This is a genomic window from Microvirga aerophila (assembly GCF_003332305.1).
Lineage (GTDB): Bacteria > Pseudomonadota > Alphaproteobacteria > Rhizobiales > Beijerinckiaceae > Microvirga > Microvirga aerophila.
In genome coordinates this window covers 60,253-81,715 of the sequence record NZ_QOIO01000007.1, presented here as the reverse complement: position 1 = coordinate 81,715, position 21,463 = coordinate 60,253, and the positions used below count along the sequence as shown (strand labels likewise).

The window sequence follows — 21,463 nt, the reverse complement described above, 5'->3', positions numbered from 1 at the left end:
ATCCTGCGCCTGCGCTGGAATCCGGCCCTCCTGGTGGGCGGAATCCTGACGACGCTCCTCATCGCAACCGCCTTGATATCCCTGTTCTGGACGCCCGAATCCCCAACCCGTGTGCGCATTGCGCTCCGACTGAAGGCGCCTCTCGAGGCAGGTCTTCTCGGTACGGATCATTTCGGCCGGGACGTAACCTCGCTCCTGATGGTGGGGGCCTGGAATTCCCTCGCGATCGCGTGGCCCGCCGTTCTCCTCGGGGCTGCCATCGGCACGGCCATCGGCTGCGCGGCAGCCGCCTGGAAAGGCGTCGCGGACGAGATCGCCATGCGGGTGTCGGACGTGGTGTTTGCCTTCCCGGCGGTCCTGTCCGCCATCATGATCGGGGCCCTTGTCGGCTCCGGGCCGCTCGCGGCGGTGCTGGCGATTGCGGTATTCAATATTCCGGTCTTCGCCCGGGTCACCCGAGGCGTCGCGCTCCAGGTCTGGACCCTCGATTACATCGCGGCGGCCCGGGCTCTAGGTAAGCATCCGCTGCGCATCACGTGGGAAGACGTGATCCCCAATATCGCAGGCGCCCTTATCGTGCAGGTGACTATCCAGCTGGCCCTCGCGATTTTGACGGAGGCGGGACTGAGCTATCTCGGCCTCGGTGTCCGCCCGCCAAACCCGAGCTGGGGCCGCATGCTCAGCGACGCGCAAACCTATCTGTCGCAGGCCCCTCACCTGGCCATCGCGCCGGGCGTGGCGATTGCGCTTTCCGTGCTCGGCCTCAATCTCCTGGGCGACGGCCTGCGCGACGCGCTCGACCCGACCCTGCGGGGGCGGGACGTGCCGGTTTGAGCCGGGTCAGTAATGGGGCGGCGGTGGCTCCGGAGCCCCTCGGCCGCCCGCGTTGTCCTCCGCCTCGAGGATGCGGTCGGCCAGACTGGCGATCTGCCGCGTCAGCGCATCGATCTGCTTCCACTGCGCTACGACGGTCTGGTTCAGGTCCTCGATTGTCTGGTCCTGATAGGCGATGCGCATTTCCAGCGCATCGATGCGGGCGCCAAGGGTCTCGACCTCACTCATCGGACCCATCCGCGGCTGGTTCCATCGAACGCTCCCGGAGGCCATGTCCCAGGGCGACGCGCTCGTCGAACACGAAGCAATCTCCCTTCCACCGGCTTTGGGGCTGGGGAACGTCCTCCAGGTACTTCAAGATGCCTCCTTTGAGGTGGTAAACCTCTTCGAAGCCTCGGGAGAGCATGTAGGCGCTCGCCTTCTCGCACCGGATGCCGCCGGTGCAGAACATGGCGACCTTCTTGTGCGTCTTCGGATCGAGGTTGCTTCCGACAAAGTCCTTGAACTCGCTGAAGCTCTTGATCCTGGGATCGATCGCGCCTTCGAACGTGCCCATCTCCACCTCGAAATCATTGCGGGTGTCGATCAGCACCACATCGGGCGCTTCGAGAAGTGCGTTCCAGTCCGCGGGCGCCACGTAAGCCCCGACCCGCTCCGTCGGGTCCACGTTCGGGTCGCCAAGAGTGACGATCTCCTTCTTGAGACGGACCTTCAGGCGTCGTAACGGCATCTCGGTGGCCGACGAGTATTTCAGTTCAAGATTGTCGAGGCGGCCGCCGAACAGTGCGCCGCTCGTCAGCTCGCGAACGAACGCCTCGATGCTTTCCGGACGGCCCGCAACGGTGCCGTTGATGCCCTCGTGAGCCAGGAGAAGGGTACCCCTGATCCCGAGGTCGGCACACAGGCGGTGAAGCGGCTCCTTCAGATCCTGAAAGTCCGGAAGCGAGACGAATTGATAGAGGGCGGCAACTTTATACGTCATGGCTGTGGGGTCTATCAGTCTCGCGGCGTTCGGAAAACCCGGCAAAGAGCTACGGGACGGAGCCCGAATGTCTTTGCTGCAGATGCTTTACTTCCTACGACCCTGAGTAATGTTGAACACTGAAACTAATCTAGAAGTTAATTTATTAATAACACGGCAGAGTATCTTAAATATTAAATGAGATTACGTTGCGTCATACGGTCGCCATATTCTCTAATTGAACTTAACTAATCAGGAGATCTTAACGCGACAATGATCAAGATATTTACAATTCTTGGAGCTTCCGCTCTTGCCTTGGGAGTGATGGCTGAGCGTGCCGAAGCAAAAAAGGTCTTCTACGAGATCAACGGGAAGCGTTATTCCTACGAAACCTCGGACCCTGAGCAGATCGCGACCGCGCGCAAACGGATCGATGCGGCAAACGCGGCGGATGCCGCCAGAGCCAAGGCGGAGGCTGAGCGCACCGCCAATCCCCTTGCGTCGGTTTTCGGTTCGCCAGCCCAACAGGAAGCAATTGAAGCCAAGGCTCGCCTCGACCAGCTGATTGCCGAGCAGGACAAAGCCGCCGAGGCAATGCGCCAGCGCGCCGCCAAGGCAGCCAAGACGGAGCAACCGAAGAAGCAGGCGGAGGATCAAAACCCCACCTCGACAGAGGAAAAGGCCGTTTCGTCTGCACCGCAGGCCCCCAAGGATGAGCCAACCAAGGACGCGCCCGCCAAGACTGCGTCGGCCGATGATGCGACTGATCCGGCGCCGTCCCAGGCGTCACAGAAGCCTGTGGTCAAATCCCTCTCCTTCGACGGAGAATCAGGCATCAAGACCGTGATCATGACGGACGGTTCGATCCACGAGGAGCCATTCGACACCAACATCCTGTCGAGCCTCGCAGACCAGAGCGGCCGTAGCAGCCTGACCGCGTACCTCAATGGATTCCGCAAATCCTCCCCTGGAGATACCACCGGCTCCACCACGCCCATCGCCCCACCGGCCGCCCCTCGTCAGGAGGCATCCCCGGCACCGGCGAAGCCACGCGAATGAGCGAAAAATCCTTCATTAAGGCCAAAATCAGCCGACAGGTTAAGCGCTCGGAGACATCTATACAGGAGGAACCGCAGCCCCGATTTGAAGAGGTTTCGAGCAAGCAAACAGCCACCATTTCCTAATGATTTCGAAGTATTTCTTGGGCCCTTACTGCGTTCTAGAAACTCTATTACACGCCATAAGTAGTAGTGAATAATAGTTAGGGTTCCCAATCTTGCGCTAAGCGCCGCGGTCGTCGTTAATCGAGTCCTAACGATCAGGAGGCTCGGCGTAACGATGAAAAAGCAACTCGCTTTGATTGGGGCAACGGCGATTGCCTTAGGAATAACGGTCCAGAGCGTCGAAGCAAAGAAGGTTACCTACGAGATCAACGGCAAGCGATACTCGTACAGCACAAACAACCGTCAGCAAGTGGCGACGGCACGCAAGCGGATCGAGGCCGCCAAAGCCGCAGACGCCAAGGCAAAGGCCGAGGCCGAACGCGCCAAGAACCCCCTCGTGTCCCTTTTCGGATCGCAAGCACAGCGTGATGCTGCGGAGAGCCAATCGAAGATTGATGAGGCTGTCACCGGGAAGAGCGCGGCGAGCGCCGGAACCCCGAGAGCCGCCCGCGAGAACCAGCACAAGAAAGACGCCAAGGAGAAGCTGCAGACAGCCGCTCTGGCGCAGGAGCCGCCCCGTCCGAAGCCCAGCCCTGTAGCGGCAGCGGCGTCGTCTGCTGCTGCGATCGCACTTGTGAAGGCCGGGACCCTTGCGACACCCATGGTGAAATCGGTCTATTTCGATGCGGAATCCGGCATCAAGACGATCATCATGACGGACGGCTCGGTTCACGAAGAACCCTTCGACAACAGTATGCTGTCGCGTTTGGCGTCTGACGATGGCGGCCCCAGCAGCCTGACGGCTTTCGTCAACCAGGTCCGAAGGGCCTACCCTGTCGAGACCACCGGTTCCACGCTCATTCGAACCGCCCAGCCATTCTGAAGCCTTATATCAGAGCCTGGGCCAAGGTCGCTTGAACGGACACATGGTCTCCCAGGCCTGACTGAGACGCAGCACTCCCATGTCATCGAACCGTCGGCCTGTAATCTGCAGGCCGATGGGCAGCCCCGAGTTGGTGAAGCCCGCATTGACGGACGCCGAGGGCTGATCCGACATGTTGAACGCGACCGTATAGCCAATATGCTCGAACGGTTCCTCGGGATCGTGGATCGGGGAAGCGAGTTCGGCCTGATAGGCGGGAACCGGCGCGACCGGCGAGAGTACGAAGTCGAAGCGATGAGTAGCGGCAATCGCGGCGTTCCGCATGACGATCATCTGGTTCATGCCGTTATAGACCTCGGCCCCCGACAAGGCTTTGCCGCCCTCCGCCCATGAGAGAATGTAAGGAAGCACGAGTGCGCGCTGCTCCTCGGACAGCGCTCCGATATCCATCCACGCCCGCTGCCTCCAGAAGACGTCGAGGCCATTGAGCATGTCACGAGTCACGAAGGGCGGAATCTGCTCGATCTCGGCTCCCGCCTCTTCGAAGACTTCGACGGCTCTCTCGATGCAGGCGCGAATCTCCGGATCGAGCGGCATGCCGATGCCTGCCTCCATCATGACGCCGATCCTGAGGCCCTTCACGTCGATGTCGAGGTCGAGCCAGGGCAAATCATGCGCTGGCAGGCTCATGGCATCGCGCACGTCCGGCCGCGACAGGGTCCGCATCATCAGCGCGGCATCGCGCACGGTGCGGGTCATGGGTCCAGCCACGCGGCCGTAATAGGCCGGATCAATGGGAATGCGCCCGAAGCTCGGCTTCAATCCGAACACGCCGCACCATCCGGCCGGCAAGCGGATCGAGCCGCCGATATCCGTCCCGATATGAAACGGTCCATAGCCCGCCGCAGCAGCGGCTCCGGCTCCGGCCGAGCTGCCGCCGGGATTCTTGGACAGGTCCCACGGGTTGCGCGCGAGTGGATGGAAACTCGAAAGCCCGGATGACAGCATCCCGTAATCCGGCATGGTCGTCTTGGCCATGATCACCACGCCGTCCTCCCGCAGTCGGGCGGCGGGCGGGGAGTCCTCTTCCTCTGGAACGAGGGCGCGGGCGGCGGTGCCCAAAGGCACCGGCGTGCCCTTCGTGGCGATGTTTTCCTTGATGGTCGTTGGAATGCCGTCGAGGGGCCTTGCCTCGCCGCGCATCCAGCGCTCCTCGGAGGCTTTTGCATCTGCGAGGGCAGCCTCGGGATCATAGGCATAGAGCGCTTGGAGCCGAGGCTCATAAGCATCGATGCGCGCGATGACTGCCTTCGCGACCTCCACCGGGGAGACCTGCTTTCGGGCAAAGCCGTCGAGCAGGTCCGAGCCCGACCAGTCGGCCAGATCGGCGGCGGGTTCCCGATGTGAGGACGATTGCGTGCTCAAGTCCAGGCCTCTTCAGGTTCGTTGCAGGCATGACGAATTGATTCCGGCCCATGCTGCTTCATCGTCATTGGAGCGTAAACGTCTTTCGAGGCATGGGCGGCATGCGGCCACGCTTCCCGTGATGTAAATCGGATGGGAATATGCACCGGGGCGACAATTCCAACCTACGGGCGTATAGTCGAGGTGAGTTCGGTTCACGGTTTCGCGTGACCGGCCGTCAAGCACGGCATCACCGTGACCCGTAACCGACACCCATCGGTTCTGGAGGAACGGTATGGCCAATTTCCACGTAATCGCCGGCGCGAACGAAACACCTGCCCATCCGGTCGTACGAAAGATCGGTCTCAGCGACCTTCGGGAGGCCTTGTCCAGGGGTCTCGACGACTTCATGGCGATGCCATCCCATCTGGTCTTTCTCGGTCTCATCTATCCGATCGCCGGCGTATGCCTTGCGGCCCTGACCTTCAGCAACAATGCGCTTCCTCTCCTCTACCCCCTGGCCACGGGCTTCGCGCTGGTGGGTCCTTTCGCGGCAATCGGCCTTTATGAGATCAGCCGCCGCCGCGAACTTGGGATGGAAACCAGCTGGCAGGATGCATTCGACGTGCTGAAGTCGCCGTCGATTCCCTCGATCGCGGCGCTGGGCGTCCTGCTGCTGGTGATCTTCCTCGCCTGGCTGACCACCGCCCGAATGCTCTACCAATCGCTCTTCGGATATGCGGTGCCTTCTTCCTATTCCCAGTTCATCAACGACGTTCTGACCTCGCCCCAGGGAATGACCCTGATCCTTGCAGGCAATGTGCTAGGCTTCGTCTTCGCCGTGGTGGTTCTCAGCATCAGCGTCATTTCGTTCCCGCTTCTGCTGGACCGGGATGTGGGCGCGGCCGTGGCGATACAGACTTCCATCAAGGCGGTTCTGGTCAATCCGCTCGTGATGGCTGCATGGGGCCTGATCGTGGCGGCAGCGCTTCTCGTAGGCTCACTGCCGCTCTTCGTCGGTCTGGCAATCGCGATGCCAGTATTGGGCCATGCCACCTGGCATCTCTATCGGCGCGTGGTGGACCCGGATTCAATGGCAGACGTCCCGTCCTCGATGCCGCGCTGAAGCCTGGCAACGCCCTCAGCCAAGGCATGGGCCGGCTCCATTCCCATGGGGCCGGCTTTTCTACGACCCGGTGGCGAAGAAAACCAAGCGGCTCAGAAGAGTGTAGTCCGCTTCCAGCGCCATGATCGCCACGAAGACCAGAACGGCCGCGATGGGAACCAGGATGGCGTAAACCAGGGCAAGCCGCTCCCAGGCCATATGCATGAACACCGAGACGATGAGGCCTGCCTTCAGCATCATGAAGAGAATGATGAGAGAGTATCTGAGATACCCCTGGAGTTGGAAATAATCCACCAAGTACGAACATGCGCTCAGGATGAAGAGCCATGCCCAGATCACCAGATACAGCTTGATCGGGTGCTGTTGCGTGTGAGCCTGTGCCGTCGCGTGCGCCATGGCGGTGCCTCTCACCAAAGATAGAAGAACGCGAAGATGAATACCCAAACCAGATCGACGAAGTGCCAGTAGAGACCCATGATTTCCACCGCTTCGTAATTGCCCTTCCGACTGGTGAAGAAGCCGCGCCTTTCAGTGTCGTAATCTCCGCGCCACACCTTCCTGGCCACGATGAGAAGGAAGATCACCCCGATGCTCACATGGGTGCCGTGAAAACCGGTGATCATAAAGAAGCTTGAGCCGAACTGAGCCGCGCCCCAAGGATTGCCCCAGGGGCGAACACCCTCGTGGATCAGCTTGGTCCACTCGAAAGCCTGCATGCCCACGAAGGCTGCACCGAGGAGCGCGGTCAGCATCATCAGGATCGCGGTCTTCCTGCGGTCCCGTCGGTAGCCGAAATTCACGGCCATCGCCATCGTGCCGCTGCTGCTGATGAGCACAAAGGTCATGATGGCAATGAGGATGAGGGGCAGGGTCGTGCCCGCGATGGTGAGGGCGAACACCTCACTGGGATTGGGCCATGGCACGGTCGTGGACATCCTGGCGGTCATGTAAGCAATCAGGAAGCAGCTGAACACGAAGGTGTCGCTCAGGAGAAAGATCCACATCATGGCCTTTCCCCAGGGCACGTTCTTGAAGGCGCGCTGATCCGAGGACAGGTCTGTTGCAATGCTTCTCAGGTTGTTCGGCCCTGAGAGCGTTCCGCCCGCATCCGTCAACGCATGGTCCGTCATCGACAGCCCTCCGTTTTCAAGTCAGCAACTGGCGACAGATCTCGACGAATTGGTCGGCCCAGCCGGTCAGAAGGCTGAACAGGATCAGCCAAATCAAGAGCAGGAAGTGCCAATACATGGCGCACAGGTCGACGCTCAGCCGCACCTGATCCGTGGCGCCGCCGCGCCAAGCCTTCTCGATGGTCCGCTCCAACGCAACAAGACCGCCAAGCATGTGCAGCCCGTGCAGGCCGGTGATCAGGTAGAAGAAGGCGTTGGCTGGGTTTGCGGCCAAAAAGTAGCCCGACGCGTTCAACTGCCGCCACACGAGCAGTTGGCCGATCAGGAACCCAGCCGCGAAGACGCCGCCGGCCACGAGACAGACTTTCGTCACGTCCGCGTCGTCACGATCGGCGGAGACCTTGGCCCATTGCAGGGCGATGCTGCTCATGATCAGCATGCCGGTGTTGGGCCACAGGAGGCCCGGGGTGGGAATGCTGCGCCAGTCCTCCAGGCCCATGCGCATGGAATAGGCGCTCAGGAAAAGCGCGAACAGGGCTCCGACGACGGCAAGAAAGACTCCCAAGCCAACTTTCACTGCCGGAAGCGCTGTCGCTTCCGTGCCGGGAAACTCGCCAAGAGCCCCCTCCTCCAGCCACGGCTTGGCCGCGAGCCTCTGCCGCGCCAGCCACCATCCGGCGATAAGGGCGAGCAGGCCGACGAAGAGGATGATAATGCTCATGGAGCGGCCCCTGCCGTCGCAGGAGCGATCGGTGGATGGTTCTGCGGCAGGAAGTCTTCCTTAGCGCCGGGCACGCTGTAATCGTAGGCCCAGCGATAGACGACGGGCGTTTCGTTGCCCCAGTTGCCGTGGGGTGGCGGTGTCGTGGGCGTCTGCCATTCCAGGGTCGTCGCCCGCCAGGGATTGCCGCCGGCCTCGCGCCCGTGCCTCAGGCTCCAGATCAGGTTGAACAGGAACACGAGCTGGACCGCGCCGACGATCAGCGCCACGACCGTGATGAAGGCGTTCAGCGTGTGAGCCGATGCGGGAATGAAGGCGAAGTCCGCGACATCGTGATACCGGCGCGGCATGCCGATCAGGCCGAGATAGTGCATGGGGAAGAAGATCGCGTAGGCTCCGAGGAACGTGACCCAGAAGTGAAGCTTGCCGAGTGTGTCGTTCAGCATGCGCCCGGTCACCTTGGGGTACCAATGATAGATTGCCCCGAAGATCACCAGGATGGGCGCAACACCCATCACCATGTGGAAATGCGCCACGACGAACATCGTGTCGGACAAGGGCACGTCTACGACCACGTTGCCTAGGAACAGGCCCGTCAGGCCTCCGTTCAGGAACGTGACGATGAACGCGAGGGCGAACAGCATCGGAACCGTCAGGTGGATGTCGCCGCGCCACAGGGTCAGGACCCAATTATACACCTTGATGGCCGTAGGCACCGCGATGATGAGGGTCGTGGTGGCGAAGAAGAACCCGAAATAAGGGTTCATGCCGCTTACATACATGTGGTGCGCCCACACGATGAAGCTGAGGCCACCGATGGCCAGGATCGCCCAGACCATCATGCGATATCCAAAGACATTGCGCCGCGCATGGGTGCTGATCAGGTCCGAAACGATCCCGAAAGCCGGCAGCGCGACGATGTAGACCTCCGGGTGGCCGAAGAACCAGAACAGGTGCTGGAACAGCAGCGGAGAGCCGCCGTTGCGATCGGTCTGCTGGCCCATCTCCACCATGGCCGGCATGAAGAAGCTGGTCCCGAGCACTCGGTCGAACAGCATCATCACGGCGCCGACGAAAAGAGCCGGAAACGCCAGGAGCGCCATGACGCTGGCGGTAAAGATGCCCCAGACCGTGAGCGGCATGCGCATCAGCGTCATTCCTCGCGCTCGTCCCTGGAGCACCGTCACCACATAGTTGAGGCCGCCCATGGTGAAGCCGATGATGAAAATCATCAGCGACACGAGCATCAGGATGATGCCCCAATCCTGCCCCCCGGGCGTGCCGGACGTGATGGCCTGCGGCGGATAGAGAGTCCAACCCGCACCTGTGGGTCCGCCGGGTGCAAAGAAGCTCGCGACCAGCACCAATACGGCCAGCAGGTAGAGCCAGAAGCTCAGCATATTGGCATAGGGAAACACCATGTCCCTAGCCCCTACCATCAGGGGGATGAGGTAGTTGCCGAAGCCGCCGAGGAACAGGGCGGTCAGCACGTAAACCACCATCATCATGCCGTGCATGGTGATGAACTGGTAATAGGCATTCGCATCGATGAACGAAAAGACACCGGGAAATCCCAGTTGGAGGCGCATCAGCCACGACAGGACCAGGGCGATGAGACCAACCGCCAGTGCGGTGGCCGAGTACTGGATGGCGATGACCTTGGCGTCTTGGCTGAAGACGTACTTCGTGACCCAGCTATGGGGATGATAGAGTTCGACGTCTTCAACTTCCGCCGGTGGAACAAGACCGGCTGGGCCCAGTGGAACATCGACCATTGCGCGCTTCCTCTCCTTGCGACCTTTCGTGTTGGGCCGTCCTCTATTTCTCCGGCGCGTTCAGCCGCGCAAAGGTGCGTTGAGACTGCTCCTTCAGCCAGTTTTGGTAAGCAACCTCCGTCTCGACCACGACAGTGCCGCGCATCTGCGGATGACCTACGCCGCAGAGCTCCGCACAAAGAACCTCGAACGTGCCGGTTCGGGTGGGCGTGAGCCAGAAGTAGGATATTTGCCCGGGAACCAGATCCATTTTGGCGCGGAATTCCGGGACATAGAAATCGTGCAGAACGTCGATAGAGCGGAGCAAGGCCTTCACCGGCTTGCCGAGCGGCAGCCGTAATTCCGCGCCTTCGATGACCACATCGTCCTGCGCGTTGGGATCGTCCTTGCTCAGGCCGAGAGGATTTTCAGGGGTGATGTTTCGGGTATCGGACTTGCCTAGTCGGCCATCCGGCCCAGGGAGGCGGTAGCTCCACTGCCACTGTTGCCCCACGATCTCCACGTCGGTTGCGTCCTCGGGCACCGTGACGAACTGGTTCCAGACCACCAGCCCGGGCGCCAGCATCGCCGCGACCCCGACTCCCGTCACGACCGTCAGCCACCATTCCAGCCGCTTGTTCTCGGGCTCGTAATGCGCCCGCTGCCCAGGCTTGTGTCGGAAGCGGAAGACGCAATAGGCCATGAACAGAACCACGGCGACGAAAACCGCGCCGGTGATCCAGAAGGTCACGATAAGGGTGTCGTCGATATAGCCCCAGTTCGAGGCAATGGGCGTCCACCACCACGGGCTCACAAGGTGGAACAACACCGAGCCAACGGCGACCAGAACCAGTGCGAGTACGATAGCCATCTCTTATTCCATCCCTGCCGCAAGGCTTCGGATACGAATGAAAAGGCGACTCTTCTTAGACCCCGTCTCTAGTTCACGTCAGTGTTTTTGAGCCCGCGAAGGCTCGCGCCGGTGCGAGTGCCGGCTGTAACGTTTTTATGATCCCCCCGACCGGCCAAGTTGTCAATCGAGGGGCCGAGAGGCGCGCCTGTGTCGCCGCACTGCCGTTCGTGGAGGAAAGCCCCCATTTGACGGAACGATTCTCGCGACGAGGGTGTTGGCTTGATGAGCACCGATGGAGGATTCCCATGTGCCATGACAGAAGGTCTTTCCTCTCCGACGAGAAAGCCAAGGCAGCCCCATCCAAGGAGCAGCAGACGAAACAGTCGGAAACTATCGGAAATATGCTGCGCGAAGCCAAAGAGGGCGCTCAGAAGAGCCCTGCCGAGGCACCCGCGAAGGAAATAATCGGCGCTAAATAGAGCAGCGGCCGACTGACCGGCTAAGCTCGTACCTGTAAGGAAGCCCCGCTCAGGCGGGGCTTTTGTCAACCAAACAAGATGGATGAATGAAGTCGGGTCCACTCCATGCTTATCTGGCCGGTGCCGGGCCGGATGGCCGCAACCGCAGCATCGATGAGGTTCTGGCTTTCTCCGACGAGAAGCTTGAGCAGGTTCACGACTACGTCCAATGGCTCTTCCCGCTCCCGACGCGCAGTTCCGCTCAACCGTCCGCTCCTGTTCTGACATTGGACGAGATCGGCGGCATTCGGGCGGACGAAAAAGCTCAGGTCAATCTCCGCCGCGCCGCCGAGCGCATGCTGGCGTTCTACGGCGCGACGCAGTGGTGGCTCGCCTCGAGCGACCACAACCATCTCCGGATCACGCGTATCCTGCAAAGCCTCAGGCTCCTTGCCGGTCAGGAGCGTGCCCAAAAATTTTATGATGTCATTCTGGAGCGCCACCGGGCCGCTGGATCGCCGATCAGTCCGCATAACCTTCGCTACTGGGCTGCCGCGATGAACCCGCAGCCGCCAGGGGACCGCTGATCCGCACCCTGGCGGCCGTTATGCTTTCGCCAAGAGGTCCGGCATCGCCGCATCGTCGATCGCCGTCCAGGAATGGGTGATCGTGGCCACCGCCCCCAGCATGATCGATGCCGAGCAGTACTTTTCCTTCGACAGCTGAATGGCCCGCTCCACTTTGGCGGGGGCAAGATTCCGGCCAGCGACCTTGTATTCCATATGAATGGACGTGAAGACCTTCGGGTCCGTCTCGGCTCGCTCCGCGCTGACCTCCACCACGCAATCCGTAACGTCCTCCCGCCCACGGCGGAGGATTTGAACCACGTCGAAGGCTGTGCATCCGCCCAGGCCGATAAGCAGCATCTCCATGGGTCGGATGCCGATGTTGCGGCCGCCATATTCCGGCGCACCGTCCATCACGACTGCGTGGCCGCTCCCGGCCTCTCCCACAAAGGTCATCCCATCGACAAATTTAACGCGAGCTTTCATTGCCCATCCTTCCCGGCACCGTGCATCGGCGCGCTTTCGCAGACCCCCAAGGGTGTGCGCCACTGCATATCATGTTCAAGGGGGGCGGCTGCAAATGAAAGCCGTGCCGCGCAGCCGGATCAATCATGACCACAGGAGTCAGGCCGAACAGAACACCCCCTTGCGGTGTGCTTCGCCGTCGCAAGTCGGGCGGCCTAACGGGAAAACGCCCCTGCGCTTGGACGGGCATAAGCGGCCCGAACCTTCACGTTCGTCCCGAAGACCCGGGAAATACCCTCAAGGAATACATCGAGAGCCGTCGCGATGACCCGGTCCTTGTCCTCATGAACAGGGGATTCGTAGATGTATTTTCGCACGCCGTAATAGAAGATGCCGCTATGGAGCACCCACGCCAACTCCAGCTCGGCTGGCGCCGGCCTCTCCTGAGCCGGCAACCCGGCCTCGAAGCGGTATTCCTCGATGATGCGGACGAGAATCCTGTCCTGCACCATCGCCACGTACCACCGATTGAGCTCAAGCCCCTTGAGGCCGGAGAACAGGTAGATCCGCATCCACTCACGGGTGAAAATCGCATCCGTATAAAGACGGTAGAACTTCTCGAGCCTTGGTCGGATCGGCAGTGAACGGTCGCCCAGGAGCGTGTCCCAGCCCGGGTCCCATCGGTCGATGTAAACCGCGCGGTAGACCTCGTTGATCAGCTCTTCCTTGCTCGGGAAATACCGGTAGAGGAGCGGCTGCGTGACGCCGAGCTTGCGGGCGAGTTCGCGGGTGCCTCCGTCGAAACCTTCCTCGGAAAAGAGTTCTACGGCCTTGCGAATGAATTCCCGTCGCCGTTCATCGGGCGACAGCCGCCGGCGTTTCGGTTCATCGGTCGCAGACGGAAGCGTCGTGGTCTTCTTCATGATAGTCCATCAGGTGACGGGCCCGGCGACACAAACCCTGGTTCCAGCCCCGTATATCTTCTCCGGTTCGGAAGCCAAGCAGCCAAGGCTCCGAACCTCAAGCAGACGATATATCATCTGCAACGAAATGGCTTGCACATAAAGCTGCTGCCCAATGGTGCTTGCCTCTGTTCCCTCTGCAATTCATTATCGTTTGATAACTATGCTATTTTTCACTTGATAAATCAAACCATCAAGTGAATGATCGGTGCAGATAGTCGGTCGCGAAATGAACCGGCGCGTCACCGAGGCCGAGAGCGACGATCCAGACGGCGTCGGAAATGCCTCCAACAAAAATAAAATATCGCCCCAAACGGAGAGGAACGTCATGTTCAATAGATTGAGATCGACCTTGAAGGTTCTGGCTGCGGCGGCTGCTCTTACGCTGCCGGCTATGGCAGCGAACGCCCAGGACAAGTTCACCTTGATGCTTCCGGTGAAGAGCGTTCTACAATATCATCCATTCTACATCGCCCAAGAGCTCGGCTATTTCAAACAGGAAAACCTCGACGTTCGGTTCGAGGTCGCCAATGGATCGAGCGCCGCCCTACGCCAGCTCATCGCCGGAAATGCCGATGCGGCCCTGCCGAGCCCAGGCGCCTTCCTGAATGCGGTGGCCCAGGGCAACGACCTGCGCTGGATCTTCTCCTATGAATACGCCAACATCTTCACCCTCGTGACGCCCGCGAACGGCCCCGTCAAAACGATTGCGGACCTCAAGGGCCGCAGCGTGGGCGTGTCCGAGCTTTCCGGTGGTGAAGTGCCTCTCGTTCGCGCGGTTCTGCGCAAAGCCGGTCTGGGAGAGAACGATACGAAGATCCTGCCCGTCGGCGAAGGATCTGCGCTGACCGTCCAGGCGCTTCAAAGCGGCCAGGTGAACGCCTATTCGTCAAGCTTGTTCGACGTGGCGGCGATCGAGGCTGCGGGCCATCAGATGCGCGTCATCCTTCCGCCGGATGCGCAGCTCTACCCAGCCAACGGCATCGCGACCACGGCCGACGTTCTGAACAAAAAGCGCGATCAACTCATTCGCTTCGGCCGCGCCTTGGCCAAGGGGATTGCCTACGTGAAGGCCGACCCGAACCGCGCGCTCACCATGGCGAAGAAGCTTGGCCCGGAGGAGTTCGAAAACGAGAACTTCATCAAGTACGGCTGGCAGGCAATTCAAACCCTGACCACCCCGCCGGAATCGCTGAAGAGTCAGCCGATCGGCGCGCACTACACGGAAGGCTTCAAGAACTACCACGACTTCCTGCGCGCCGGCAAAGAAGAGGAAGGCGCCCTCCCCCGTGATGTCGATCTCACGAAGGCGCTGGATTCCTCGCTTCTGAAAGACATGAACAACTTCGACCGCAACACCGTCAAGTGAACGAGACTTTCAGCTGATGCCGAATCCAAAACTCCAACTGGTGGAGGCTCCGGTCGCCGGAGCCTCCGATCGGTCCGTGATCAACACTCGGTCGATCTCCAAGATCTTCAGCCTCCCCGAGGGGCCGGTCACGGCACTTCGCGACGTCAACATCACGGTCAGCAAGGGCGACTTCGTCTCCTTCGTAGGGCCGAGCGGCTGCGGAAAATCGACGCTGCTCAACATCATCGCCGGTCTGCTTCCGCCAACGTCCGGAACGGCGGAGCTTTACGGCGAAGCCATCACGTCACCGTCGCGGCGAATGGGCTTCATGTTCCAGACCGCGGTGCTGCTGCCGTGGCGTACGGTCGAGGGGAACGTCCTGCTGCCGGCGGAAGTCTACGGCATGGATCCAAAGGCGGTGCGGGACAAGGCCCGCTCGGTCATCGAAGCCGTCGGCCTGAAGGACTTCATCAAGGCTTATCCGAAGCAATTGTCCGGCGGCATGCAGCAGCGCGTCGCGCTTGCAAGGGTGCTCACCTATGAGCCCGAAATCCTGCTTATGGACGAACCTTTCGGCGCGCTCGACGAGTTCACTCGCGAGGCGATGAACCTGGAGCTGATGCGCATCACCCAATCCGCCGGCATCACGTGCATCTTCGTCACACATAACATCACCGAGGCGGTCTTCCTGTCCGACAAGGTGGTGGTGATGACGCCACGGCCCGGCAAGGTTTCTGGCGTCGTGGACGTGACCCTGCCCCGGCCCCGCGAGATCGAAACCATGAAGGACCCTGCCTTCGCCGACCTCATTTTCGAAGTACGCAACCTTCTCGGGCGTCACATCTAGTCTGGATCGGAGCCTGTCATGAAACACGTCGACCAGTGGACCGACAACACCACGCAGCGCCGCCAGGACTGGTATTTCCGTCTGGGTGCCATCGGGATCGGCATCGCCATCCTAGCCCTGTGGGAGGTTCTTCCCCTGACGGGATTGGTCAATCCGATCATTCTTCCGCCCTTCTCGAAAGTGGCTGTCGCCCTCTTCACGCTGATGCAGCAGCCCTTCTTCCCAGGCCACCTGGCCGTTACGTTCAACGAGATCATCATCGGTTTCATCATCGGCACGCTGCTCGGGCTGGGGATCGGCATCGCCCTTGCGGTCTGGCCTTCCGCCAAGCGCTTGGCCTATCCCTTCGTGGTCGGCTTCCAGGCGATCCCCAAGATCGTCTTCGCGCCGCTCTTCATCGCCTGGTTCGGCTTCGGTCAGACGTCGAAGATCGTCATGGCGGTGGTGATCGCGTTCTTCCCGGTTCTGATCAACACGATGGTGGGGCTGGAATCCGTCCCGTCCGATGCCCGCAAGCTGATGCGCTCCCTGAAGGCCACGCCCTTGCAGATCTTCTGGAAGGTCTCGTTCCTGCACGCATTGCCGATCATCTTCGCGGGCGTCCAGGCCGCTTTCACCTTCGCGGTCATCGGCGCGATCGTGGGCGAGTTCGTCGGGTCGCAGGAAGGCCTGGGCTATCTGCTCAATCTCTACAACTTCCAGCTTCGGATCGATCGCGCCTTCGCGGTCATCGTCATCCTGGCGACGATCGGCGCGGCGGGCTTCTTCCTCCTCGAATGGGCGGACCGCAAATTCATCTTCTGGCGCGAGCGGTCGTGACCGGAAGCTGAGCAACCGCCTGAATCAACCCTGCCTCTTCTTCTCGCCTCATCGAACGGAGCCTACGAGTATTATGATCGAAAGTAAGAACCGCTACGGCCGAACCGCCGCTCGCATTCACACGGCGGACGGACGGGCGCGCCGCCCCTCGACGACCACCATCGACATCCATGCCCATATTTTCGTGCCGCAGGCTGCCGCCCATGCAGGGCCGCACGTGGATCTCAGCCGGATTCCGCTTGCGCATTTCGCCAACGAGCAAACCCGGGAGATCAACAAGCTCCAGGATCAAGACCGCACCAACGTCATGACGCAGATCGATAAGCGCCTGCTCGATCTCGACGCCATGGGAATTGACGTTCAGGTGATCGCACCGGCTCCGCCCCAGTGCTACTACTCCATCGACCCCAAGATCGCCGAGACAGGACATCGCCTCACGAACGAGGGCGTGGCCGAGTTCTGCTCACGCAAGCCCGACCGGTTCGTCGGCCTCGGCACGGTGACGCTCCAGGAGCCGGAGCTCGCGGTGCGTGAGCTTGACTACATCATGGGCGAACTTGGCCTGAAAGGTGTGCAGATCCTCACCAACGTCGATGGCCAGGAGCTCTCGGACCCGAAGTTCCGCCCGTTCTACGCCAGGGCGGAAGAGCTCGGGGCCTTCATCATGATGCATCCGAACGGCTTCACCCAGGGCCAGCGCCTGACGGATTTCTACTTCAACAACATCATCGGCAACCCGTTCGAGACGACGCTCGCCCTGCACAAGCTCATCTTCTCCGGGACGCTCGCGCGCTTCCCCGAGCTGAACTTGATGGCAGTCCATGGCGGCGGATACCTGCCGTCCTATTCAGGCCGCATCGACCATGCGTGGGGCGCGCGCCAAGACGCTCATGCGGATATTCCCCTGCCGCCGACCACCTATCTCAGGCAGGTCTATCTCGACACGGTCGTGTTCTCGTACCACCAACTCGCCTATCTGATCGACCTGTTCGGTCCGGACCACATCCTGATGGGCACCGACTATCCCTACGACATGGCCGAGTACAACCCGGTCGGTCACATCGCCGGGGTTGAGGGCATGGACGAAACGACTCTCAGCCAGATTGCCGGTGGCAACGCGGCGCGGCTGCTGGGCCTCAATGTCTAGCTTCGACTGCATGAACTCATGAGAAGGGCGCCTCTCGAGGAGGCGCCCTTATCGTTTTGAGGGTTACTCAACCATCGCGCAAGCTCAGGCCTGCTGTCTGGCCACTTCCAAGGCGAACTCGGCTTCGATGAGCGGCACGAGCTCCGCCATAGTGTCCATGAGACGTTCGGCACCCAGTTCCGCATGAGGCCTGTGGCTATAGCCGTAGGTGACCGCAAAGGCCCGAACCCCGGCCTCGCGCGCCGCCTGCACGTCATGATAATTGTCGCCGATCATGATCGCTGCCTCCGGCTCGACGCCAAGCTGCTTCAGGGCAAGCAGAACAGGGGCCGGATGGGGCTTACGCTCGGCCAGGGCATCTCCTCCGATGACGACCTCGAAAAAGGACCTGAGGCTGAGCGCGCCGAGAATTTCAACCGTGGCCGTGAAGGGCTTGTTCGTCACAAGCGCCAGCTTGAGACCCAAACGCCTTAACCCCGCCAGCGTCTCCGGCACACCTGCATATGTGACGGTATGGCGGGAGGCGTTGGCCTCATAGACTGCAAGGAAACGGGGAAGCAGGACAGGGAGGCGCCCAGGATCGCCGCCCGCTGCGGCAACCGCGCGCTCGACGAGCTTGGCGACTCCATCGCCGACCATGGACTTGATCTCATCGAGCCCAACCGATCTCAGCCCCTCTTCGGCCAGGACGACGTTCGTTGCGTCCTGCAGGTCGCGCGCGCTGTCCACCAAGGTTCCGTCCAGATCGAAGATTATGGCTTCCGGGCATGTCATGGATTTTATCTAGGGCTTTTGCGCGGCTGGGTCACCTTGGCGCTGGACGAAACGCTGGAGCACGCCATGACGCCTCTTGCGCCCGAAGAGCCGATAGCCCCACTTTATGCCGGTGACTGGAGAGGAGACCGCGCAATGAGCGACGTCGTTGACAATCCTGCAGCGCAGCGCTTCGAGCTCCCGTTAGGTGGCGAGACCGCCGTGGCCTACTACCGGGTCGACGGCGACCAGGTGGCATTGACTCATACGGAAGTTCCCAAGGAGCTGTCAGGACAAGGGATTGGCTCGAAACTGGCCGAGGGGGTTTTCGAAACCCTTCGCAACCGTGGCAGCAAGGTGGATGCGCGCTGTCCCTTCATGGCCGCCTATGCGAGCCGGCATCCGGAATACGCCGCCCTCCTCGTAGACTGAGAGACCGGGGCCGTCGCCGAACGACGTGCATATAGTCCTGCGACATCATCGGCAGGAACGGCTTTCGCTAACGGCACGTTTGCTTCATGTGCGGCATAACACAGCCATAGGAGCCGGGTTGTGTTGATGTCTGGCTGCCAGGAGGAAAGGTCGATGCGTTCTCTATCCGCGATTCTGCTGATGGTTGTTTCGAGCGTCCTCGTGGCCAGCGCCGGCGCGCGTGCTGAGACGGCGAACACGCGGGTGGCTCTGATGCCTTATACCGAATGCCTGGCCATCATCGCCGAAGCATCGCAGGAAGTGGACGAGGAACCCGTCATTCTCGTCAGCAGCGACGATCTGCAGACCGTGCGGATCAATGCGTCCGACGGCTTCGTGACCGTCTCGTGCGACCGCACCGAGAACAAGATGACCCTCACCAAGAGCCCGGTCCCGGAAGCCGCCGGCATGTCCGCTTCCCGCTGAGACCTTCTGCTGAGACGTTCCCGGAGGAAGGTTGCTGTCCTCATGGATCTACGTCGAGCAGCAATATCACCGCGGCGGATGGAGTCTCCAAAGAGGTGCGCCGAATTCTAAGGATTCCGCAGAAGGCGGTTATGGGACGGGAAGAGGCGCCTTTAGGCAGAAAGGCCCTTAGACTTCCTTTGCCAAATGCTGATTGATCCACCTCTGGGCTTCTTCCAGATCAGCGAAGGTCGGGTGGCCCGGCCTGTCCAGACGCCCAAACCCGGCCTCCAGGTACCAATGGCCGGATATGCCGTCGTACTGCTCGCTCAGGTAAGTCAGCACCGCCGCAAGCCGCAGCTCCCCATCGAATACCAGCAGGCCCTCTTCATCGCTGCCGGTCACAACACGCACGGGCTGGAAGGTGAGCGTCATGCCGCGGCCTGATCTTGTTCCAGGTGAAGGTAGCTCGGGTCGAAATCACCTACATGCTTCAGCCTCTCCCGGTCTGGAACGCTCACCTGCGTGCCCTTCGTCTCGATCAGGCCATCGGCCCGCATATCCTGAAGCACCCGGTTGACGTGAACCGTCGAGACCCCGACCGCATCGGCGAACTCGACCTGGGTGATCGGCAGGTCACAAGCGTGATCCTCGGCCAGGCCAATCGCCTTCAGGCGCACCAGCATCTCGCACAGGACATGGGCTATTCGACTATAGGCGTCGCGGCGTCCAACATTCGTCACCCACTCGCGAAAGATCGCGGCGTCGACGAGAGTCTCGCGCCAGAAGGCGACGGTGATCCGGGGATAGCGCTCGCAGATGTCGCGCAGCGCGTCGTGGGTGATGAACCCTACTTGGCATGGGGTGAGGGTGCTGACGCTGTTGTCCAGAACCTTCAAGTGCAGGCTCTGCAGGTCGGGAATGTCGCCTGGGATGCTGAAGCCCACGATCTGGCGCTTGCCGTCTCCGGTAACCTTGTACACGCAGGCAAAGCCGCTCAAAAGCAGGCAGGACCGAGAGGGACGATCACCCTCGCGTACGACGTCCTGCCCCTCCTTGATGACTGCAATCTGCATTGGCAAGTTTCTCAACGCCTGCCGCTCGTCATCTGTGAGGGGGAAGATGCTCTCCAGCTTCCGGATGAGTGGATTTTCTTCTGGATGTGAAGTTCTGGCTACGGCAGCCCTCCCGCTTTATTTAGGCGGGAGCACTCGCATCTCTCAGCTGTCAGAGCCCAAGATTAATGTCTGACGATAAAATACTTATAGTACTGGAACAAACATCTGTAATTAACCTATGTCAGGCGCATGAGCAAACATAGGCAGCCGATCCATATGAGGCTGCTGGTGTTTTTGCGCCTGCCGGCAAAGCCGCGAAGCACCATTTTCGCAGAAGACGCTGCATGAACCGGGTACCGCCCCGTTATGCTGCAGGACGTCGCTGAGCGAGAAGTGATGTCCACAGCTCCCTGCTACAGAGCCGTTACCGCGATGCAGCTACAAAAACGCCTGACGGGCGCCAAGCTAAGCTACTGATATCGGTAGAGAAATTGAATGGCGGAGACGGAGGGATTCGAACCCTCGATACCCTTTTGGGGTATGCTCATTTAGCAAACGAGTGCCTTCAGCCGCTCGGCCACGTCTCCGGTGGCGGAGTAATTAGGCTGTCAGTGTTTCACGGTCAATCCCGTTTCGGTCTTGGGCAGAAACAAAGCCTCGGGAGAATGTAGTTAGATCAGCGGGATTTGGGCGATATCCGCCCGAGCCTATAGGCGCGACCTCGGTTACCATGAGCGCCGATGTGCTAAGCAGTCTGCTTCCGCATTAGCTTGAGAGGCCTACGTCGTGACTGGAATCAATCGGATAGGCATTGCAGCCCGGTACAGCGATCTGGTGATCCTTGGTGAGACCGCATATTTCTCCGGTTACGTCCCCGAGACGAGCCTGGACCTGGGCGTTTCCGAGCAGACGAGAGACATTCTCGACCAGATCGATCAGTCGCTTCGAGAGATTGGCAGCGACAGGTCCCGGCTCCTGCACGCCACTATATGGCTGGCCGATATGGCCGCATACGGCGAGATGAATGCTGTCTGGGACGCCTGGGTGGTTCCCGGCCAAGCTCCGGCGCGTGTCTGCGTGGAAGCGAAGCTCGCCGACCCGAAGTATCGCCTGGAAATCCAGGTCATTGCCGCCTGTTGACGGGCTGTGCGCCCCGGCACGCCGCTGCTGCGAAGCGTTGCCCTAGTCTGGCTTCCTGAGAAACTCTCACGGAGAGCCGAATGCAGGACCAAGACTTTCGTCAGCGTCGCCCAGCTTCGAAGACCGGACGTCCTCTGGAGCGGATTCGAGAAAATTATGTCGCCGGATGGCCAGCCGGTCCCGTCGAGCGGC

26 protein-coding genes and 1 tRNA gene are annotated in these 21,463 nt (G+C 60.7%); 13 read left to right on the top strand and 14 right to left on the bottom strand.

What is annotated here, in order from left to right:
- The gene (locus DRB19_RS05445) at positions 1–834 is read left to right on the top strand and encodes an ABC transporter permease (protein ID WP_162815598.1); all 834 of its coding nucleotides are present in this window, start codon (positions 1–3) and stop codon (positions 832–834) included.
- A 6-nt stretch (positions 835–840) separates the two neighbouring features.
- Here the strand turns inward: DRB19_RS05445 and DRB19_RS05440 are convergent, their stop codons facing one another.
- Together DRB19_RS05440 and trhO are read right to left on the bottom strand one after the other, a co-directional pair.
- Positions 841–1,062, bottom strand: a complete 222-nt coding sequence (locus tag DRB19_RS05440; protein ID WP_114185023.1) for a SlyX family protein — start codon at positions 1,060–1,062, stop codon at positions 841–843.
- Entirely contained in the window at positions 1,055–1,816 is a 762-nt protein-coding gene (gene trhO / locus DRB19_RS05435; protein ID WP_114185022.1) for an oxygen-dependent tRNA uridine(34) hydroxylase TrhO, read from the bottom strand. Before trhO ends, DRB19_RS05440 begins: the two co-directional genes overlap by 8 nt.
- A 303-nt stretch (positions 1,817–2,119) precedes the next feature.
- Here trhO and DRB19_RS05430 point away from each other — a divergent pair, with 303 nt between their 5' ends.
- Positions 2,120–2,854, top strand: a complete 735-nt coding sequence (locus tag DRB19_RS05430) for a hypothetical protein (RefSeq protein ID WP_147021777.1) — start codon at positions 2,120–2,122, stop codon at positions 2,852–2,854.
- Positions 2,855–3,133: 279 nt separating this feature from the next.
- Complete coding sequence (locus DRB19_RS05425) at positions 3,134–3,841, top strand: hypothetical protein (protein WP_114185020.1); 708 nt, start codon at positions 3,134–3,136, stop codon at positions 3,839–3,841.
- A 9-nt stretch (positions 3,842–3,850) separates the two neighbouring features.
- On the opposite strand, the gene DRB19_RS05420 is transcribed toward DRB19_RS05425, so the two are convergent.
- Entirely contained in the window at positions 3,851–5,266 is a 1,416-nt protein-coding gene (locus DRB19_RS05420; RefSeq protein WP_114185019.1) for an amidase, read from the bottom strand.
- 274 nt (positions 5,267–5,540) lie between these two features.
- Here DRB19_RS05420 and DRB19_RS05415 point away from each other — a divergent pair, with 274 nt between their 5' ends.
- The gene (locus DRB19_RS05415) at positions 5,541–6,371 is read left to right on the top strand and encodes a DUF2189 domain-containing protein (protein WP_114185018.1); all 831 of its coding nucleotides are present in this window, start codon (positions 5,541–5,543) and stop codon (positions 6,369–6,371) included.
- 60 nt (positions 6,372–6,431) lie between these two features.
- Here DRB19_RS05415 and DRB19_RS05410 read toward each other — a convergent pair whose 3' ends face one another.
- The 5 genes from DRB19_RS05410 to DRB19_RS05390 are packed head-to-tail and all read right to left on the bottom strand — an operon-like array spanning position 6,432 to position 10,847.
- Positions 6,432–6,767, bottom strand: a complete 336-nt coding sequence (locus tag DRB19_RS05410) for a cytochrome C oxidase subunit IV family protein (protein ID WP_114185017.1) — start codon at positions 6,765–6,767, stop codon at positions 6,432–6,434.
- An 11-nt stretch (positions 6,768–6,778) separates the two neighbouring features.
- Positions 6,779–7,501 (bottom strand): heme-copper oxidase subunit III family protein, encoded by a 723-nt coding sequence (locus tag DRB19_RS05405; protein WP_114185016.1) that lies wholly within the window; start codon positions 7,499–7,501, stop codon positions 6,779–6,781.
- A gap of 16 nt (positions 7,502–7,517) precedes the next feature.
- Positions 7,518–8,222, bottom strand: coding sequence for a cytochrome c oxidase subunit 3 (locus DRB19_RS05400; RefSeq protein ID WP_114185015.1), 705 nt, complete (start codon positions 8,220–8,222; stop codon positions 7,518–7,520).
- Entirely contained in the window at positions 8,219–9,997 is a 1,779-nt protein-coding gene (gene ctaD / locus DRB19_RS05395; RefSeq protein WP_114185014.1) for a cytochrome c oxidase subunit I, read from the bottom strand. Before ctaD ends, DRB19_RS05400 begins: the two co-directional genes overlap by 4 nt.
- 43 nt (positions 9,998–10,040) lie before the next feature.
- A complete protein-coding gene (locus DRB19_RS05390; RefSeq protein WP_114185013.1) occupies positions 10,041–10,847 on the bottom strand; it encodes a cytochrome c oxidase subunit II in 807 nt (268 codons plus the stop codon).
- A 287-nt stretch (positions 10,848–11,134) separates the two neighbouring features.
- On the opposite strand from DRB19_RS05390, the gene DRB19_RS29770 reads away from it, so the two are divergent.
- The gene (locus DRB19_RS29770; RefSeq protein ID WP_162815595.1) at positions 11,135–11,308 is read left to right on the top strand and encodes a hypothetical protein; all 174 of its coding nucleotides are present in this window, start codon (positions 11,135–11,137) and stop codon (positions 11,306–11,308) included.
- An 86-nt stretch (positions 11,309–11,394) separates the two neighbouring features.
- Entirely contained in the window at positions 11,395–11,874 is a 480-nt protein-coding gene (locus DRB19_RS05385; protein ID WP_114185012.1) for an opioid growth factor receptor-related protein, read from the top strand.
- Between the two features lie 18 nt (positions 11,875–11,892).
- Here the strand turns inward: DRB19_RS05385 and DRB19_RS05380 are convergent, their stop codons facing one another.
- Together DRB19_RS05380 and DRB19_RS05375 are read right to left on the bottom strand one after the other, a co-directional pair.
- Positions 11,893–12,339 (bottom strand): OsmC family protein, encoded by a 447-nt coding sequence (locus tag DRB19_RS05380; RefSeq protein ID WP_114185011.1) that lies wholly within the window; start codon positions 12,337–12,339, stop codon positions 11,893–11,895.
- Positions 12,340–12,533: 194 nt separating this feature from the next.
- Positions 12,534–13,241, bottom strand: a complete 708-nt coding sequence (locus DRB19_RS05375) for a TetR/AcrR family transcriptional regulator (protein ID WP_114185010.1) — start codon at positions 13,239–13,241, stop codon at positions 12,534–12,536.
- Between the two features lie 367 nt (positions 13,242–13,608).
- On the opposite strand from DRB19_RS05375, the gene DRB19_RS05370 reads away from it, so the two are divergent.
- The 4 genes from DRB19_RS05370 (at position 13,609) to DRB19_RS05355 (ending at position 17,444) form a co-directional block, all read left to right on the top strand.
- Positions 13,609–14,649: an ABC transporter substrate-binding protein gene (locus tag DRB19_RS05370; RefSeq protein ID WP_162815594.1), complete on the top strand. Its 1,041-nt coding sequence runs from the start codon at positions 13,609–13,611 to the stop codon at positions 14,647–14,649.
- Between the two features lie 16 nt (positions 14,650–14,665).
- Positions 14,666–15,478 (top strand): ABC transporter ATP-binding protein, encoded by an 813-nt coding sequence (locus DRB19_RS05365; protein WP_114185008.1) that lies wholly within the window; start codon positions 14,666–14,668, stop codon positions 15,476–15,478.
- Positions 15,479–15,496: 18 nt separating this feature from the next.
- A complete protein-coding gene (locus tag DRB19_RS05360; RefSeq protein ID WP_114185007.1) occupies positions 15,497–16,297 on the top strand; it encodes an ABC transporter permease in 801 nt (266 codons plus the stop codon).
- A gap of 73 nt (positions 16,298–16,370) precedes the next feature.
- The gene (locus DRB19_RS05355) at positions 16,371–17,444 is read left to right on the top strand and encodes an amidohydrolase family protein (protein WP_114185006.1); all 1,074 of its coding nucleotides are present in this window, start codon (positions 16,371–16,373) and stop codon (positions 17,442–17,444) included.
- 84 nt (positions 17,445–17,528) lie between these two features.
- Here DRB19_RS05355 and gph read toward each other — a convergent pair whose 3' ends face one another.
- The gene (gene gph, locus DRB19_RS05350; RefSeq protein ID WP_114185005.1) at positions 17,529–18,218 is read right to left on the bottom strand and encodes a phosphoglycolate phosphatase; all 690 of its coding nucleotides are present in this window, start codon (positions 18,216–18,218) and stop codon (positions 17,529–17,531) included.
- A gap of 135 nt (positions 18,219–18,353) precedes the next feature.
- Between gph and DRB19_RS05345 the strand changes: the two genes are divergently transcribed.
- Together DRB19_RS05345 and DRB19_RS05340 are read left to right on the top strand one after the other, a co-directional pair.
- On the top strand, positions 18,354–18,629 hold the full coding sequence (locus tag DRB19_RS05345) for a GNAT family N-acetyltransferase (RefSeq protein ID WP_114185004.1): 276 nt from the start codon (positions 18,354–18,356) through the stop codon (positions 18,627–18,629).
- A 153-nt stretch (positions 18,630–18,782) separates the two neighbouring features.
- Positions 18,783–19,094, top strand: coding sequence for a hypothetical protein (locus DRB19_RS05340; protein WP_114185003.1), 312 nt, complete (start codon positions 18,783–18,785; stop codon positions 19,092–19,094).
- 168 nt (positions 19,095–19,262) lie between these two features.
- Here DRB19_RS05340 and DRB19_RS05335 read toward each other — a convergent pair whose 3' ends face one another.
- From DRB19_RS05335 to DRB19_RS05325, 3 genes are all read right to left on the bottom strand, one after another.
- Positions 19,263–19,508: a hypothetical protein gene (locus DRB19_RS05335; protein ID WP_114185002.1), complete on the bottom strand. Its 246-nt coding sequence runs from the start codon at positions 19,506–19,508 to the stop codon at positions 19,263–19,265.
- Positions 19,505–20,149, bottom strand: a complete 645-nt coding sequence (locus tag DRB19_RS05330; RefSeq protein ID WP_114185001.1) for a Crp/Fnr family transcriptional regulator — start codon at positions 20,147–20,149, stop codon at positions 19,505–19,507. Before DRB19_RS05330 ends, DRB19_RS05335 begins: the two co-directional genes overlap by 4 nt.
- Before the next feature lie 478 nt (positions 20,150–20,627).
- A tRNA-Ser gene (locus DRB19_RS05325) sits at positions 20,628–20,718 on the bottom strand.
- A 199-nt stretch (positions 20,719–20,917) separates the two neighbouring features.
- On the opposite strand from DRB19_RS05325, the gene DRB19_RS05320 reads away from it, so the two are divergent.
- On the top strand, positions 20,918–21,271 hold the full coding sequence (locus DRB19_RS05320; protein WP_114185000.1) for a RidA family protein: 354 nt from the start codon (positions 20,918–20,920) through the stop codon (positions 21,269–21,271).
- Positions 21,272–21,463: the final 192 nt, after the last annotated feature.